16 protein-coding genes and 3 pseudogenes are annotated in these 16,776 nt (G+C 37.0%); 5 read left to right on the top strand and 14 right to left on the bottom strand.

The window, feature by feature from the left end; all coding sequences use genetic code 11:
* Positions 1 to 88: 88 nt before the first annotated feature.
* From FJR08_RS03750 to xseA, 3 genes are all read right to left on the bottom strand, one after another.
* On the bottom strand, positions 89 to 799 hold the full coding sequence (locus FJR08_RS03750) for an SDR family oxidoreductase (protein WP_015080782.1): 711 nt from the start codon (positions 797 to 799) through the stop codon (positions 89 to 91).
* 99 nt (positions 800 to 898) lie between these two features.
* Entirely contained in the window at positions 899 to 2,254 is a 1,356-nt protein-coding gene (locus tag FJR08_RS03745) for an NYN domain-containing protein (protein WP_168632198.1), read from the bottom strand.
* A gap of 67 nt (positions 2,255 to 2,321) precedes the next feature.
* Positions 2,322 to 3,542, bottom strand: coding sequence for an exodeoxyribonuclease VII large subunit (xseA, locus tag FJR08_RS03740; protein ID WP_168632222.1), 1,221 nt, complete (start codon positions 3,540 to 3,542; stop codon positions 2,322 to 2,324).
* Between the two features lie 236 nt (positions 3,543 to 3,778).
* On the opposite strand from xseA, the gene FJR08_RS03735 reads away from it, so the two are divergent.
* Both FJR08_RS03735 and FJR08_RS03730 read left to right on the top strand, forming a co-directional pair.
* The gene (locus FJR08_RS03735) at positions 3,779 to 4,069 is read left to right on the top strand and encodes a hypothetical protein (protein WP_371415537.1); all 291 of its coding nucleotides are present in this window, start codon (positions 3,779 to 3,781) and stop codon (positions 4,067 to 4,069) included.
* 164 nt (positions 4,070 to 4,233) lie between these two features.
* Positions 4,234 to 4,914 (top strand): hypothetical protein, encoded by a 681-nt coding sequence (locus FJR08_RS03730; protein ID WP_254435677.1) that lies wholly within the window; start codon positions 4,234 to 4,236, stop codon positions 4,912 to 4,914.
* A gap of 235 nt (positions 4,915 to 5,149) precedes the next feature.
* Here FJR08_RS03730 and FJR08_RS24165 read toward each other — a convergent pair.
* Together FJR08_RS24165 and FJR08_RS03720 are read right to left on the bottom strand one after the other, a co-directional pair.
* Positions 5,150 to 5,236 (bottom strand): annotated as a pseudogene (locus FJR08_RS24165) (tetratricopeptide repeat protein); the annotation flags it as partial.
* 22 nt (positions 5,237 to 5,258) lie between these two features.
* Positions 5,259 to 5,840, bottom strand: a complete 582-nt coding sequence (locus FJR08_RS03720; RefSeq protein ID WP_168632197.1) for a Uma2 family endonuclease — start codon at positions 5,838 to 5,840, stop codon at positions 5,259 to 5,261.
* 265 nt (positions 5,841 to 6,105) lie between these two features.
* On the opposite strand from FJR08_RS03720, the gene FJR08_RS03715 reads away from it, so the two are divergent.
* Positions 6,106 to 7,812: a bifunctional serine/threonine-protein kinase/formylglycine-generating enzyme family protein gene (locus FJR08_RS03715; protein ID WP_168632196.1), complete on the top strand. Its 1,707-nt coding sequence runs from the start codon at positions 6,106 to 6,108 to the stop codon at positions 7,810 to 7,812.
* Between the two features lie 229 nt (positions 7,813 to 8,041).
* Here FJR08_RS03715 and bioF read toward each other — a convergent pair whose 3' ends face one another.
* From bioF to FJR08_RS03700, 3 genes and pseudogenes are all read right to left on the bottom strand, one after another.
* Positions 8,042 to 9,214 (bottom strand): 8-amino-7-oxononanoate synthase, encoded by a 1,173-nt coding sequence (gene bioF, locus FJR08_RS03710; protein WP_174782970.1) that lies wholly within the window; start codon positions 9,212 to 9,214, stop codon positions 8,042 to 8,044.
* 3 nt (positions 9,215 to 9,217) lie between these two features.
* Positions 9,218 to 9,859: a Holliday junction branch migration protein RuvA gene (gene ruvA, locus FJR08_RS03705; protein WP_168632195.1), complete on the bottom strand. Its 642-nt coding sequence runs from the start codon at positions 9,857 to 9,859 to the stop codon at positions 9,218 to 9,220.
* Positions 9,856 to 10,206 (bottom strand): annotated as a pseudogene (locus FJR08_RS03700) (HAD-IIB family hydrolase); the annotation flags it as partial. The gene ruvA and the pseudogene FJR08_RS03700, both read right to left, overlap by 4 nt.
* 51 nt (positions 10,207 to 10,257) lie before the next feature.
* Here FJR08_RS03700 and FJR08_RS03695 point away from each other — a divergent pair.
* Complete coding sequence (locus tag FJR08_RS03695; RefSeq protein ID WP_148766034.1) at positions 10,258 to 11,034, top strand: sucrose-phosphate phosphatase; 777 nt, start codon at positions 10,258 to 10,260, stop codon at positions 11,032 to 11,034.
* A 3-nt stretch (positions 11,035 to 11,037) separates the two neighbouring features.
* Here FJR08_RS03695 and FJR08_RS03690 read toward each other — a convergent pair whose 3' ends face one another.
* From FJR08_RS03690 to FJR08_RS03675, 4 genes and pseudogenes are all read right to left on the bottom strand, one after another.
* The gene (locus tag FJR08_RS03690; RefSeq protein WP_168632194.1) at positions 11,038 to 13,449 is read right to left on the bottom strand and encodes a pentapeptide repeat-containing protein; all 2,412 of its coding nucleotides are present in this window, start codon (positions 13,447 to 13,449) and stop codon (positions 11,038 to 11,040) included.
* A gap of 9 nt (positions 13,450 to 13,458) precedes the next feature.
* A complete protein-coding gene (locus tag FJR08_RS03685; RefSeq protein ID WP_015080795.1) occupies positions 13,459 to 14,268 on the bottom strand; it encodes a toll/interleukin-1 receptor domain-containing protein in 810 nt (269 codons plus the stop codon).
* The gene (locus FJR08_RS03680; protein ID WP_168632193.1) at positions 14,261 to 14,782 is read right to left on the bottom strand and encodes a hypothetical protein; all 522 of its coding nucleotides are present in this window, start codon (positions 14,780 to 14,782) and stop codon (positions 14,261 to 14,263) included. The genes FJR08_RS03685 and FJR08_RS03680 overlap by 8 nt, the downstream gene beginning before the upstream one ends.
* A 123-nt stretch (positions 14,783 to 14,905) precedes the next feature.
* Positions 14,906 to 15,073 (bottom strand): annotated as a pseudogene (locus tag FJR08_RS03675) (HAD family hydrolase); the annotation flags it as partial.
* A gap of 223 nt (positions 15,074 to 15,296) precedes the next feature.
* Between FJR08_RS03675 and FJR08_RS03670 the strand changes: the two are divergent.
* Entirely contained in the window at positions 15,297 to 16,253 is a 957-nt protein-coding gene (locus FJR08_RS03670) for a hypothetical protein (RefSeq protein ID WP_168632220.1), read from the top strand.
* Positions 16,254 to 16,293: 40 nt separating this feature from the next.
* Here FJR08_RS03670 and FJR08_RS03665 read toward each other — a convergent pair whose 3' ends face one another.
* On the bottom strand, positions 16,294 to 16,551 hold the full coding sequence (locus FJR08_RS03665; protein ID WP_168632192.1) for a hypothetical protein: 258 nt from the start codon (positions 16,549 to 16,551) through the stop codon (positions 16,294 to 16,296).
* 30 nt (positions 16,552 to 16,581) lie between these two features.
* Positions 16,582 to 16,776 (bottom strand): tetratricopeptide repeat protein (locus tag FJR08_RS03660; protein ID WP_168632191.1); only part of this gene is annotated, 195 nt, incomplete at its 5' end.

Below are 16,776 nucleotides of genomic sequence, written 5' to 3'. Positions count from 1 at the left end.
CATTATTTCAATCTCATGTTTAACTCAAACATGAGTTTTTCCTGTTAGAAAGTTGCCCGTTCCCTGTTCCCTCTGAATCTATGACATACTAAAAAAATAAATGACTCTCAGGTTGAATATTAATTTCCATGGGTATAGCCTGGGGTTCGGCAGATAAAGCATAAAAAATAGCATTTGCCGCAGTTTCACAACTCAGCATTTTACTCCGATCTACTTTTAAATTTACCTTATCCCAAAAAGAAGAATCTATCCCCCCAAAGTAAAAAAGCGTAATTTTCACCCCAAAGCGTTTCAGTTCTTCCGCTATACATTTACTAAAACCCACCACACCGAACTTAGACGCAGAATAAGCCGCAGCCATAGGCATTGAATGTTTACCAAGAATACCGACAACATTACAAATATGACCAGATTTCCGTTTTTGCATCTCCTTCGCTGCGGCTTGAGTGGTGTAAAAACAGCCTTTTAAATTCAAATCCAGCATTGCATCTAAATCTGCCGATTCAATGGTGTTGTAGGCTTTGAGAATACCCGCTCCGGCTGCATTTACCAAAACATCAATTTGTCCAAACTGAGCTATTGTCCTTTGAATTAATGCGTCTACCTGTTGAGGTTGAGTAATATCAGTAGGAACTGTCAGCACCTCTCCTGATAACTCATTAGCTAATGCTGCTAAACTTTCCCCGTCTCTAGCTACAAGTACCAACCTCGCACCAGTGGAGGATAACTGACGAGTTAAGGTAGAACCAATACCACCAGTAGCACCGACAATGACAATAACTTTATCTTGTAGCATCATAATATTTACATTTCTTTACAGACTATATTTATAGTACAGTCTATCTCGGTATTCTGGGTTTAATCCTCTAAATCAAATTAATTATCCAAATCCAACAAATCATAGTCCAGATTTTTTCACACCCACTTCCCATTTTTTACCGACTTGCTGAATTTGCAAAGAATGACAAGAATGGAGAAATTTAGCAAAACTACCCCCAATCTTTAATTGTTTGATTTGTTCAGTTATTGGTTTACCATATTGCTGATAAAATTTACTTGCCAAAATACTAATATCAAGAGATTTATGATTATCTACCTTGCTTAAATTAGTCAAAATATTCTTGATTGCTTGCTCTAAATCTGCGGAAGAATTAATAGGATATAATACTTTTGATGTCAGAATTTCCTGTTGTGAATTATCCTGAGTATTTTCTGATTTCGATTGATGATGTTCAAAAAGGGTGACATATAATTCAGATTTCTCATCAATTTGATGAACTACAATCTCAGATGGATAGTGAATAAATACGTCTTTGGCTTGCTTACCGGGAAAGTGATGAGCAATAATTTGGCTAATGGTTAATTGATGTTTGCTTTTAAATAATTTAGACAGAATCGAAAGCTTAATCCAATAACTTTTAGTTTGTTTTTGTTGTAATTTAATCAAACCCTTCATTTGCAAAAGAAACTGCTCTATAGATGGTATCTCTGGCAAAGGTTTAAGAGAATAATTAATAGTTTCACTTGTTAAACTATTGAATACTTTAATATTTTCTCCATGCTGAGTAACTTGATAAACTAATATCCCATTTTGTTGTAGTGTATTACATAAGTTTGTCATTACCTTATCTGACGAACAAACAAACACCTCCTTCACATGAGGATAGCGTTCATGAATAGAAGAACCCACCGCAATCATTTTACCATCAGCATTATCTCTACCAGCAGGAACATGAATTAAATCATAGCCACGTTCATGTAATTCTACATCCAACTTTCCGCGATTTGACCAATTAGCAAAAGCAATTTTAACTTGTACAGGACAATGACAAATTGTAGTTAAAAACTTTTCTGTATTCGTGTTTAGTTGCAGGTTTTCTGCATCTAAAAGCAAAATAGTTATACTAGCAGATTGTCGTTGGAGTAAATGGTTAGTATTTACATCAATATTTTCTGGATTTAGCTGCTCAACAGCAGATATTAAATCTGATAGTATTTGTGAATCAAAAGCTGCGGGAACAAGCACCGCTTTAAGTGATGATTGCAGTCTTTGTAATAATTCATCCCAGCTTTGAGTTTGACTGAGTATGGCTGTGAATTTTGTACTTAAAGCCGATTTATTTGTAGATATTTGCCAGTTAATAGTTCGATATTTTGCAATCAAGAATTCTGGTTGCTGTTTTTGAATAGCAATAATTGATTGACAAATCTCGACAGAGATTTTTTGTAATAAGGCAGAATCATGATAGGACATAGCTTACAGCGTACAGTAGAGCATCCTGAGTATGAAGCCTCAAGTCTGAAAATATATTTTCCAGAACTCAACCTTCAGTAACTTCTATAACTTTAACTGTTACCTTACCTTGTGCCAACTGAATCACTAAATTTTCTCCTATAGTTAATTCTGATACAGAACGAGGAATTACACCATTTTCTGTTATCACCACTGCATAGCCACGCTGTAAAACGGACTTGGGGTCAATACTGTCCAATTTTTGTCGTAACATTTCTAAGTGTTGATCGGCCTGTTGTAATTTTCCCGTTGTTACCTGTAATAATTGCCGATGTTTCCAAGATAACTTGTCTCTTTCCTGTTCTACTTGTCTATCTAACCGCAATTGACGCAACCGATGTTTTAATCCTTGAAGTTGCTTTTCCCTAGCTGCTAATGATGAATTTACGGCTGTACACAAGTCTGTAATTCGCTGTTGGTGTTGAATTTGCAAATCAGCCAATGCAGGTACTACGGTTTCCGCTGCGGCTGTTGGTGTATGTACGCATAAATCGGCCACCAAATCAGTTAAGGATTCATCCCTTTCATGTCCGATACCAGTAATAACGGGAATTGGACAATTAGCAACAGCCATAACCACTCTTTCATCATTAAAACAAGCTAATTCCTCAACAGCACCACCACCTCTTGATAAAATTAATACTTCTGCACGACCATCTTTTTTGACCCGTTCAATGGCTTTTACAATGGACGCTGGTGCTTGTTCACCTTGTACTGTTGCGGGAGAAAATAAGATGTGTAAGCCGGGATATCTATGTTTAAGGGTTTTTTGAATATCACCCCAAGCGGCTGCTGTTGGGGACGTAATAACGGCGATAATTTGCGGATGTGAGGGAAAGTATCTTTTTCTCTCCGTATCAAATAGTCCCTCAGCCTGTAAGCGATTTTTCAGTTGTTGATAGCGTAATGCCTGTAAACCTACACCCGCAGGTAAGGCTTGCCACACTGTTAATTGATACTCTCCCCGTTGCGGGTAAATACGAATACTGCCTAAAATAATTAACTGTTCACCAGAAACTGGCATTTGTGCTAATTTTGCTACTTGACTTTTCCAAGCCACGCACTTAATCGCGGCTGTACTATCAGTATCTCTTAATGTAAAAAATAACCCACTCTGGTGATGATTGGTGCTGGAAACTTCTCCAGTTACCCACACTTGTCTGAGAATTTCATCTTGTTCTAAGAGTAATTTTAGATAGTCGGTTAAACCAGCTACGGAAAGGGCGGTATTAGGAAAGTCAAAGGTCATAGCAGTAGGTGATAGGTGATACAAATAACCGAGATCCCCGACTTTTTGATCACCTTTTGTTCATGGATTGATGATTGGAAAATGAAAAAAATTAGGGGAGAGTTCTTAATTGAGTTAGTATTATTGTATCATAAAGGTCTAATGCCTTGATTTGTGCAGATTATTGATAATTTCCCTCACGCTTTGAGAATCGGGATAATAAAACTTTATATACTGATATAAGAAAATACTAATTTATGACAAGACAACCGCACGACCAACTTGCTAAAGAATATCTAGAAGAATTATTAGCACCTTTAGGAGAGGTCAAAACCAGTAAAGATGTAAAAAGCGAAGTTCAGGAAATAGATGTTTGGTTTGTTCCGACAACAACAGTTATAAATTCAGAATTAGGATTATTAGGAAAAATGGCAGTTACAAGCTGTCTTTTTGAACCTTACCGTAATGCACCTAATGAGATAGAAATTAGAAGTTGTTTGTTAAAATTGTATAGTGTTCAGGGTGAATTACAGGGGAAACGCATCTAAATTTTATTGACAAAATACCGATTTAATGCGTAAACCAATAAATCCTCATTTATCGTTTGATTGATTTTTTCAGAGTCATAGTGATGGAATAAAATATTGTCAATAATGGTCGTTAATGCGAATATTTTGGTCATTATTGAGATTAAATTGCCCTTATTGATAAGATGCGTTTCCCCTGGGGTGAATTATTACGACAAGCAAAAAGAGAAAAACGTTCTATCTCTGAAGAAGAATTACCCTTTCTATGGATTTTAACACCAACTTGTTCTGAAAGAATCTTGGAAGGGTTTGGAGCAAAAACAAAGGAGGGATGGGAAAAAGGAGTTTATTTTCTGCCAAAATACCAGAAAGCGGCTATTGTTGCTATTAACCAATTACCCATAATAGAGGATACACTATGGTTAAGGGCAATGGGAAAAGGCAAAACTCAAACTGAAGCTATCAGCAAAGTTGTTGAACTTTCACGAGAGAATGATAAATTGAACAAACTGGTAGCAGTTTTCGCATCTTGGCAGAAAAATTTAGAATTGAATAGTGATGTCAATGATGAAGAAGTAAGGGAGTTAATTATGAGTTTATCACCAGCATATCTTAAACAGTGTGAAGAATGGAAACAAGAGGGAATAGAAGAAGGAAGACAGGAAGGAAGACACGAAGGACAACAAGACGGACAGCGTTTGATGGTCGAGAGTTTGTTAGCGGTGCGTTTTGGTAATTTAGATGAGGAGTTATCTACTATTGTGATTCCGATGATGGAACTTTCTTTAACGGAAAGAACCCAGTTATTACTTAATTTATCTAATCTTTCCCGTGAGGAATTGTTAGCTAGGTTTAAAGTTGATTAGATGTTTTGAAAAACAATGTAGAGACGTTTCATGAAACGTCTCTTTTATAAGTTTGAATGGAATTATCTATCGAAGAAAAATGGAAGAAAATAATAATAGCGATGAAGATAAGGAGTTAAGGATAGCTTGATCACCAGCATATTTATACCATCAGTTTCTTGTTTTGATGTTTGTTGCAGCACTTTCAAAATTTGGAAGTTTAAGAAAGTACCTTAACTGTTTGCCATTTGTTAGCTAAACAGTGCAAAGTCGCGGCTTTACCTTGGATATTGCCAATGCTTTCACTGATTGGTAAAGACTGCTGGTAGAGGGCGATAGCTTCGCTCGCCGTAGGCATCGCTTCTCTACATCAACGATTGCATAAAAGCATTCACTGCATCATATTGATCTGCCATTCGAGAATAAAACTCTAGTGACCGCAAATCCAATTCTGGTAATAATTCACTCTTACTTACTAAATCATATCCTGTAGAACGCAAACAATAAACCGAAATTACACCATCTTGCCAAAACCAAACCTCTGATACTCCGACTCGACGATAAATTTCTAGGGTGTCAATTCCACCACTGGTGACTATTACCTCAATTGCCAAGTCTGGAACTGGTTTGCGTTTACTCAGACAATAAGACTCATCTGGTTCTTTGCGTGCGCCTAATTCTTTTGTCCCAATTGTTGTACTACCACGTCCATAAAAACGAATATTTTTCACCCGCATATAAATCTCTAAAAGCTGACCTAAAGTATTTTTAGGTTCTTCATGGGCATCAGATAATGGAGATATAATTTCTAAATACCCATCTAAATAAGTTAACTGCGCTCCAGTTTCTGCCAAATCTGCATCTAATTTTTCTAGAGTTTCCCATGTTAGATTTGATAGCAAAGCTCCAACTGGATTTTTTTTAGCTTCAGAAATTGTGACAACCATCTGATTCCAATAATGCTCGGTTAAGCCTCAAAAAGTCATTATATGGTAGGTTGGGTCACGTGAACGTATCCCTGGGGGACACTGCGTGAACGCAAAGCAATGGAACGTATCCCTGACGGGAGACGTTAGCCATAACCCAACGAAATCATTGGTAATGTTGGGTTTTGTTACCTCAACCCAACCTTGTATCCCTCATCAAAAATCGGATGGATAAGGATAGTCAAAATGTGATTATAATTATCAATGTAATTACTCACCTGTATCTATGAGTCAGTGTCTTAACCCCGACTGTCTACAGCAAAATCCACCTAAGACGATATTCTGTCAACGTTGTGGGAGTAAACTGGTATTGCAAGAACGGTATCGCGGTGTGCGGGTTATTGGTGAAGGTGGCTTTGGGAGAACGTTTTTAGCAGTAGACGAACAAAGATTAGATACTCCCTGTGTGATTAAGCAATTTTTACCCCAACAGTCGGGAAGTGCGGCTTTGGAAAAAGCGACGGAGTTATTTAAACAAGAAGCTTTTCGACTGCGAGATTTAGGGAAACATTCACATATTCCAGATTTACTCGCATTCTTTCCCCAAGAAGGAAGATTATATTTAATTCAGGAATTTATCGAAGGTAAAAATCTCTTAGATGAATTACAACAAAAAGGAAAATTCAGCGAATCGGAAGTTAAACAGATATTAATTGAATTATTACCTATTTTACAATTTGTCCATGATAATAAAGTCATTCATAGAGATATTAAACCAGAAAATATTATTAGAAGTTCTCAAACTGGTGCTTTATTCCTAATTGATTTTGGAGTTTCTAAGGAAGTTGGCGGAAGTGTTCTAACTAGAGTGGGGACGATTACAGGAACGCCGGGATATGCACCACCGGAACAAATGCGCGGGAAGGTTTTTCCGAATAGTGATCTTTATAGTTTAGCTGTAACTTGTATTCGTTTATTAACGGGATATTTTCAAAAAGATGATGGTGATGATTTAATATTTGATTCTATGAGAATGCAGTGGATATGGAAACAATATGTTTCTGTGAGTCAGGAGTTAGAAATAGTTTTAGATAAGATGTTGCAAGATATTCCAGTTAATCGGTTTCAGTCAGCAAATGAGGTTTTATCAGGATTAGAAAAACAGATAGTTTCAACATCATCAAAATTACCAGTTTCTTATAACCATTTACAAACAGGTTTACCAAAGATTAATTACCCAAAAATACCCACATCCTTTATAGAAAATTTAGGTAATTATGTATTTTTAGAAATGCTAAAAATATCAGGGGGAAAATTTATCATGGGTTCACCAGATGGAGAAGGAGATGATTCTGAAAAACCTCAACATCAAGTTACAGTTCCACCTTTTTTTATGGGGAAATATCCTGTTACTCAAGCACAATGGGAAAGGATAGCAGCTTTACCGAAAGTGAACATTGATTTACACCCTCAACCCTCCCACTTCCAAGCTAAAGGTGTAAATCTTCCAGTTGAAAGAGTATCATGGCATGACGCGCAGGAATTTTGCGCCAGAATAAGTAAACATACAGGTAAAATATATCGCTTACCCAGTGAAGCAGAATGGGAGTATGCTTGTCGTGCTAAAACCACAACTCCTTACTACTTTGGTGAAAATATTACCTTCGATTTAGCAAATTATAGTAAATTTCTATTCGGAAAAACGACAGATTTAGGAAAGTTTCCTCCCAATAATTTTGGGTTGTATGATATGCACGGTAATGTATGGGAGTGGTGTGAAGATGGCTGGCATGAAAATTATATAAATGCACCTATTTGGCCTAATGACAGCATTCCTTGGATTAGTAGCAATGATGTCTATGTAATGCGCGGTGGTTCATGGTGTAGTGATGATAAAATTTGCCGTTCTGCGTATCGTCACTACAGTAACCCATACGATAGGTGTTATGACTACGGTTTTCGGTTGGTAGTTTCTGGTGTAGGGACTCTTTAGTTATTTACCCTTCCAAATATTTTTAACCGAAAATGTCTGAACTATGATTTTTATGATTTAAGGATTTACATGATTTGATTTTTTGCTAAACCCCTATAATGGCTGAAAAAGAAAATATCTTCCTTTTCTTCTTTGCGTCTTTGCTCCTTTGCGACTTTGCGCGAAATAATTGTCTGAATCAGGCATTACCGTAACATTCCAGGCGATCGCTGCTAAACTCAATAAAGCCTTACCCTTCCATACTTTTGATCACTTCCACTAATTTCTGAATATGTCCTAACTCATGGGTAGCCATTACAGATATTCTAATGCGACTGGTACTAACTGTCGGGGGACGAATAGCTGGTGCAAAAATTCCCGATTCTCGCAAATGCTTTCCGGCTGTTAATGCGGCTGCTGCACTAGATAATTGAAAACATAATATCGGCGATTCTGTGGGTAATAACTTTAAATTAGGTAAATTCTCTGTAATTAATTGTTTTAAATAATTGACATTTTGCCAAAGTTGCGATCGCCTTTCCGGTTCTTCTCGCACTATCTTCATAGCGGCTATTGCTGCTGCTGTGTCTGCGGGAGAAAGGGCAGTGGTATAAATCCAACTGGGGGCGCGATTGCGTAAAAAGTCAATCAGGGAGCTACTTCCGGCTACATATCCGCCTAAACTTCCCAAGGCTTTACTTAATGTGCCAATTTGAATTAATTCCCTACCTGTACACCCAAAATGTTCTACACAACCAGCGCCAGTTTTTCCCATCACTCCCGTAGCATGAGCTTCATCAAGTAGTAGCATACTCCTAAATTCTTCAGCTAAATCTAGCAGTTGGGGTAATGGACATAAATCACCATCCATGCTAAAGACGCTATCAGTGATGATCAAACAGCGGCGAAAATTTTTCCTGTGTTCCCATAACTTTTCTTGCAGTACTGCAGTACCACCGTGCGGATATTCCATGACAGTTGCACCGCTGAGAATTGCTCCCTTTTTTAAGCTGGAATGATTATATTCATCAGATAAAATTAAGTCTCTTTTGCCGACTATGGCCGCAATTGTCCCTAAATTTGCTAAATAACCAGAACTAAATACTAATGCGTCTTGGGTTTGTTTAGTAGATGCTATTGCCTGTTCTAATTCTCTATGTATTTCTCGATGCCCACTGAGTAATCTAGAACCTGTACTACCAGTGCCGAATTGTTGAATAGCAGTAATGGCGGCTATTTGTAAGCGTTCATCTCCTGCTAATCCTAAGTAATCATTACTGGCAAAATTAATAACCTCTTGCCCAGATAAGACCACAGTTGCACCGGGTCGGCTGTGAATAGTTTGCACGGAACGATACCAGTCAGCCCGATGAATAGTGGCGAGAGATTCATTTATCCAAGCATAGGGATTATTATTGATCATGAATTAGGAACACTCTACTTCACTACTGCTAAGATAGGCGATCGCTTGTCTAATCCAATCTTCCACATAGGCATTTTTGGGTAAACCAATATTTTCGCTAACTGTGTGCAAAGCGTGACTGACTTCATGGGCAGTATATCCCAAAGCGAAAAGAGTCATTTGCACTTCTTCTAAAATTCCTGGTGCGGGTCCCCCTGTAGCCACAAAGAAGCCCGCTGATTTGCGCCATTCGATGAGTTTACTCTTTAGTTCTAAACAAATGCGTTCAGCGGTTTTCTTGCCCACTCCAGGGGCTTGAATTAGCATTTGGATGTTAGCAGCGACAATGGCTTGGACTAACTCTGGTAATTCCATTGTATCCAAGAGAGCGATCGCTAATGCTGCACCAATACCGCTAACACTGAGCAAATGGCGAAATAAATCCCGTTCGGAAGGAGAAGAAAAACCGTAAAGCATGGGTACTTCTTCCCGAATCTGGTAATGGGTAAAGATTTGGATCACATCCCCAGTTGAGGTTAACTGGTTAGCCAGACGTTGGGGAATTTGTAAATCGTAACCTGTGCCATTGACTTCTAAGGTCAAGATGACGCGATTAGGAGTAATGGCTTGGACACCGGCGACAATACCTTTAAGATAGCTAATCATTCTAGGAAACCAAAATATTTTAAACCTTCCATAATCCCAGCAGCACAACGGTTTTGGGCGAGGTAACGGTAGTCCGCAGGATGCTGATGATACCATTGGAGTAACTCTGGACGAGCATTCCCGACAATGATTCCCCGTTCCTGACCGACAGCGAATAAAGCTATATCATTACCCGAATCGCCACAAACAACAGTCTGCTCGGCTGCAAATTTCCACTTCTGTCGTAAAAACTGCATTGCTTGACCTTTATCGCTGGTATGGGGTAAAATGTCAAGGTCAATTTCACTACTATAGATTAACTTTATATTTAGTTGAGTTTTTTGCAACTCGGCCTCAAGTTGTGGTACAGTCAGGTGTATTTGGTTTGAAAACGACTATATATAAGGAGCATACTGTCTGTGACTCAATTTCTTCTCATTACCGATCTTGATCACACCCTCGTGGGTGATGATCAAGCAATGGAAGGACTGAATCGCAAATTAGAACTATATCGTCAGCAACACAATACAAAAATTGTTTACTCCACTGGGCGATCGCTATATCTGTATCAGCAACTAGAACAACAACAAAATCACAAACAAATAGCACTTTTACAGCCAAATATACTCATTTGCGCCGTAGGTACAGAAATTTACTCTTATAATCATCAAGGTAAATTGATTGTTAATAATCAGTGGTCAGAGAATCTATCTGAAGATTGGGATAGAGAATTAGTTGTAAAAACAGCTGCCAATTTTACTCAATTAAAACCACAGCCGGAAAGTGAGCAAAGACCTTTTAAAGTTAGCTATTTTCTCCAAGAAAAAACTGCTCTACAAATAGTATCAGACTTAGAAAAAGCCTTACTCCAACAAAGTTTAGATATCCAAGTTATTTATAGTGATAACAAAGACCTAGACATCCTACCACGTAAAGCAAACAAAGGTATGTCCATGACCTTTGTACGCGAATATTTAGGAATAGAACCAGCCAAAACCGTTGCGTGTGGGGACTCTGGTAATGATATTGCCCTCTTTGCCAATAGAAAAGAAAAAGGTATTATTGTTGCAAATGCTAAACAAGAATTACTAGATTGGCACAACGAAAACCCAAACGAAAATCGTTACTTAGCAAAAGCTGAGTTTGCGGCAGGAATTGAAGAAGGTTTAAGGCATTTTGGATTTTTGGGAGAATAAAACTTAATAGTTCCGTTTTTTTTGATTCAACCAGCTTATTTCTTCATCCATTGAAGCTCCTAATTCTTTTAAAGCATATATTTGGGCATCATCTAAATTTTTAACTCCAGAAATATTCATACCCTGGTACGGTTTATCAAGTTCTATGGTGTGAATACTTGTATTAACTTTGCCCTCTACATCCCAAAACTTAATAGTCTGATCTTGTCCACAACTAATAAGTCTTTGTCCATCAGGAGTAAATACTATAGATTCTACAGCACTTTTATGTCCTTTGAAGGTCTTGATGTATTTGAATTCATACTTATCTTCTTGCTGACTTCCTTTTATTTCCCATAGTGTAATAATGCGATTATGTCCAGCACTAGCAACAATTGGTTTTGTGGGGTTACACGCAACAGAAAGTATTCTTTGACCTTCATTCACATAGCATAGTTTATTCACCTGGGTATTCTCATTATCAGAATTAACCTCCCATAGTATGAGTTGTCTATCAAAACCACCGCTAACCAAAAGGTATCTATTTTGTGATTCTTGTTTTTCTGAAGACAATGAACTTTGAGTGTTTGTAATAAAAGCAATACTATGAACTTGATCTTGATGACAACTCTCCTTTTCTCCCAAAACGGAAGACTGCTGATTATTGTCTACAATTTTTATCATACGAATAGTTTTATCACGACTGCTACTAGCTAAATAACGACCATCTGGACTAAAAGCTAGGGATAACACTCGGTCGGTGTGATTCATAAATTCGGATAATACTTTTATATTATTCAGATTTCCTAGATCCCATAGAATAACTATATTATCATTCCCTGCACTAGCTAAAATATTTTCTGTAGGATGAAAAGCAACAGATCTAACACGTTTAGTATGTTTTGTGTTTAGTAGGTGGTTTATTTGTGATGTATTTTCTGCTTCAGGATTTATAAGATTCCAGTTGTTATCTTTAAACTGCCAAAGACCAATAGTCTTATCTTCACTAGCACTAGCTAAAAGTGTTCCATCATGGTTGAAAGCTACTAACCAAACCCAATCCTTATGTTTGGAAAGGGTGTAACTAGGGATATGTGTGCGATCATTGTAATTCCAAATATGAATATTATTATCTTCACATCCACAAGCAAAAATTGATTGATTTTCATTGTTACTAAATGCCACTGACCAGAGGCGATTAGCGTATCCTCTCAAATTATCTTGACATTTCCATTTTTTTTTGTCTTGATCCCAATCCCAGAGTTTGACAATGCGTCCATCACCACCGCTTATAAAAAATCGAGGTTTAGCAGTGTTAGGACTAAATGCAATGCTTCTGATCAAATGTGTATGACCATTTTGGTCTTGGTTTTCTGAAAGAGAATTATCCAATGTGCTAATCAGTTTCCATTTGTCTCCAGTTAAATCAAACAGTAGAATTTTATGCTCACTATTATTAGGTTGATTCTTACAAATACATCCAATTGCAAGAATACTCCCATCGCAACTAAATGCTAGTGTACGTATTTCGCTAATATATTTTGTATATTCATAGTCTTTTTCAGATCCGTTTTCAATATAGACTAGCTGGAATTGTAAGTCTTGTTTATTGTTAGTATCGAAAATTCTCAATTTTCCATCTTCAGATCCAGTGGCTATAATTTGTTTTGTTGCATTAAACGCAATACAACGTATTAATTTTTCATGCCTCTTACGTTCTTGGTAGAATATTTGAGGGTTACGTGTACTTAAATCCCAACCAATAAAATCTCCCTCTTGGCTACAACTATAAAGAGTTCTGTCATCAATAAAAGTCATACAATACACATTACTGATGGGCAAACGTATTGTATCTTTCTCTTTAATTTTGTAGAAAGTTATTGCATTTCCATCTCCTCCAAATGCCAGAATATTGCTTTCAGGATCAAGGCTAAAGGCTACTGATAATACACGTCCTGTTTCACGCCATGAGTTGGTTTCCTTAAAATTGAGTTTGCCTGAAGCAAGGTTTTCAATCTCGAACAACTTAACGCTACCATCTTCTGCTGCTAATGCAAATTGTTGAGAATTTGTCCCTGAACTAAAAGCCACTGACCAAATCTGATTTCCTGCTCCCTTTTCAAAAAAACACAGAGCCAAGTTTTCTGTATTATGTACTCGAATTAATCCATGAGCATCGCCTGTAGCAAAATAATTACCATCAGCATTAAAAGCAATGGAGTGAATACATCCTAAAGGTTGAGTAAAAATACAGTTCTTCAGGTCAGAGTCATTAAAATCCACTCCTGTTAAGATAGCGTCTCGGAAGTCAACACCCCAAATATCTATTTCTGATAGATCCCAGTATTGAAAATCTTTTTCCGAGTATAATTGCAACAATAAGTTGAGAATATTTCCTGCTGTATAGTTGTTTTTCAGAAATTTATGTTTTTCCATAGTGTCTTATTAATTTAACAATAGTTGTTGGATTATATTAACAATTTCGTTTTTATTTTTTCCTTTTTTTTCTAGCTTATTTTTAATTTGATTCATAATGTATTTATTTATCAGTAATTCTTGAGAATTTCTATATGCAGTAAAAATAGGAATTTTACCCAATCGAGGCAATATTTTATTTTTGTTTTTATCATTATTTTCTGCAATAGCATCAACTAAATCATCAACTAAATCATCAATAATTTTTTCAATAGCATCAAACCATATTGTAGCGTCTGCGTAGGGATTATCCTTTCTATCATAAATATCTTGAATTACTAAGTCTACTAACTTTTCTTTATTCGGTATTTTTCCTGGCTTTATCTTTATCTGTTCTGCTGAATAATCTTCTGGTTTCTGGCCTTTTATGCCCCATTGTAATAAATCTAAAACACGTTTATTGACAATTTTATTGACTATCTCACCGTCATAAATATTTATATAATTGAATTCTTTCAAAAAAAGCATATCCGGGGGTAAGTCGGACACTCCTGGCAATAACACAGGAATTACTGGTATATTCTGTTTTAAACACATTGACAAAATTACTTTTAATTCCAGTCCTTGCCACATTCCTAATCCACTTTTTCCAATAAATATAGCGGCTGATTTACTTAATGGAATTCCTTTTTGTATTGCATCTTGAAATAAACTTCCTGGACGAATTTCTTCTCCATCTAACCACGAGGTTATACCACGCTCTTCAAGTGCTTCATAAATAACTTTAACTACAGGCTTATCTATACTATTGTGAGCTAAAAAAACATCAAATTCAGCCATTGTTCACTTCCTTTTGTTTTTCCTTGACTCCAGCAATTTCCGCTAATGCGTTGGCATATTTTTCCAAGTCTTTCCTCAGTAATTCTAACTCAGCCCGCAATTTTGTTTCTTCAGACCAATTGCGCTCATGTTCTTTCGCACTCAGATGAGGAGGACGCTGTGCTTCCCATGTTTGTAAGAGAGGATGCCACTTAGCAAGGAAAGGACGCAAACCGTTATTTAAGACTGCGATCGCAATTCCTCCCACTGAATCAATTGATGCTCCCACATCAGGACCTGCTTCCTTTAAAACTTGTCTGGTTACAGGAAACAGGTTGTATAAAGATGTCAAAGCTTCCCGTAAAAGTCCTTGGTCAGTTTCTAAAGGCTGTACTGCAATGCGGGTAACAAGTTCAACATAGATTGACCATGCGGCTTTGCGCTCTGTTGGATCAGATTGCCATTCAACAGAACCAATACCAAAAGGAAGGCTGAATGATACGGTTTTGATTTTGGCAGGGTCAGACTTAGACATATAAGTAAAATTACGCACAATAATAACTATATTTCAGTATAACCAAATTTTGTAGGATTTTGGCTAAATATATCATATTACTTAAAAATCAAACTTGAGATAGTTGACAGGTAGGACGAGAGTATCAAGTTGGAGTTCGCGGTAAAGCACAGGCGATCGCCCTGTAGAGTAGACTATCTTTGTCCCATATTGTTGGCGGTGACTTTGCAAGCGATCGCTCAACTGCAATAATGCCTGATCATGGCCTACGAAGGTATGATCTAAATCTGTTACGAATAAGAACTTAGTCACAGTCAACTCCTTTTGTTAGCTTAATTCACAAAAAGTGTATGTTGTTTTGGCACTTAGCGCAGAATTGATGAATTTAGTGGTTAATTAACCTTTGATTTTTCGCGCAAAAACAGTATTTAGATGCTTGACAATTGATTTGAAATTTGCTATGATAAATTTGATAAGGAAGAACTATCTTAAAATAAATACGAGAATAGTCAAGCTGACAACCCAGCGGGGAATGATGACACGACAACTGCACGACCAACTGGCTAAAGAATACCTAGAAGAATTATTAAAACCTTTAGGTAAGGTAGAAACCAGTAAAGATGTCAAAAGCGAAGTTCAGGAAATAGATGTTTGGTTTGTTCCGACGACAACAGCGATAAATTCTGAATTAGGATTATTAGGAAAAATGGCAGTTAAAAGCTGTCTTTTTGAACCTTACCGCAATGCACCTAACGAGGTAGAAATTAGAAGTTGTTTGGTAAAATTGTATAGCGTTCAGGGTGAATTATTACGACAAGCAAAAAGAGAAAAACGTTCTATCTCTGAAGAAGAATTACCTTTTCTATGGATTTTAACACCCACTTGTTCTGAAAGAATCTTGGAAGGGTTTGGAGCAAAAACAAAGGAGGGATGGGAAAAAGGAGTTTATTTTCTGCCAAAATACCAGAAAGCGGCTATTGTGGCTATTAACCAGTTACCCATGACAGAGGATACACTATGGTTAAGGGTATTAGGAAAAGGTAGAACTCAAAATGAAGCTATCAGCGAAGTAGTTGAACTATCAAAAGAGAACGATAAATGGAAGTATCTAGTAAGAATTTTCGCATCTTGGCGGAAAAATTTAGAATTGAATAGTAATGTCAATGATGAAGAGGTAAGGGAGTTAATTATGAGTTTATCACCTGCGTATCTTAAACAGTGTGAAGAATGGAAACAAGAGGGAATAGAAGCAGGAAGACAGGAAGGAAGACAGGAAGGAAGACAGGAAGGAAGACAGGAAGGAAGACAGGAAGGACAAAAAGACGGACAACGTTTGATGGTCGAGAGTTTGTTAGCGGTGCGTTTTGGTAATTTAGATGAGGAGTTATCTGCTATTATCAGTCAGTTGATGGAACTTTCTCCCACAGAAAGAACTCAGTTATTACTTAATCTTTCCCGTGAGGAATTATTAGCTAGGTTTAAGGTTGATTAGACATATCCTAAACAAGGAGGCGTTTTAGTCAACGTCTCTTTTAATCTTTATCATCAGCATCTTGTTGTAAAATACGACTATTCAATCGCTCATATTCATCTTCTAGTAGCCACATTTTAGCAGCTTCATAATTGTCACTGGTAAAGATGATTTTATAGTTTTGTGCTGGGTTATGGATACAGAATTTTCCTGATTGTTCTTTGACTAACATCAGAATATAAGGAGGAGATATCAAAGTATCTACCCAGATTTCTGCAAACTCCCATTCAGTTTCTTGTTTTGATGTTTGTTGCAGCATTTTCAAAATTTGGAAGTTTAAGAAATTACCTTAACCGTTTGCCATTTGTTGCACATCATTAATAATTTCCCTCACTGTCTCAGCATCAGGAGATTGAATACGCTGAAATATCTCTAAAGACTGTTGTAAATAGTCCAGTGCAGTTACAAAATCTCCTTGTTGTTTTGCGATATACCCTAGCCAGCATAATGTCGCGGCTTGACCTTGGACATTGCCAATGCTTTC

Source organism: Dolichospermum sp. UHCC 0260, from assembly GCF_009711985.1.
In the GTDB taxonomy this organism is placed as follows: domain Bacteria; phylum Cyanobacteriota; class Cyanobacteriia; order Cyanobacteriales; family Nostocaceae; genus Dolichospermum; species Dolichospermum lemmermannii.
Note: the sequence above shows the minus strand (reverse complement) of the source record. Positions and strands in the feature narration are given on the sequence as shown.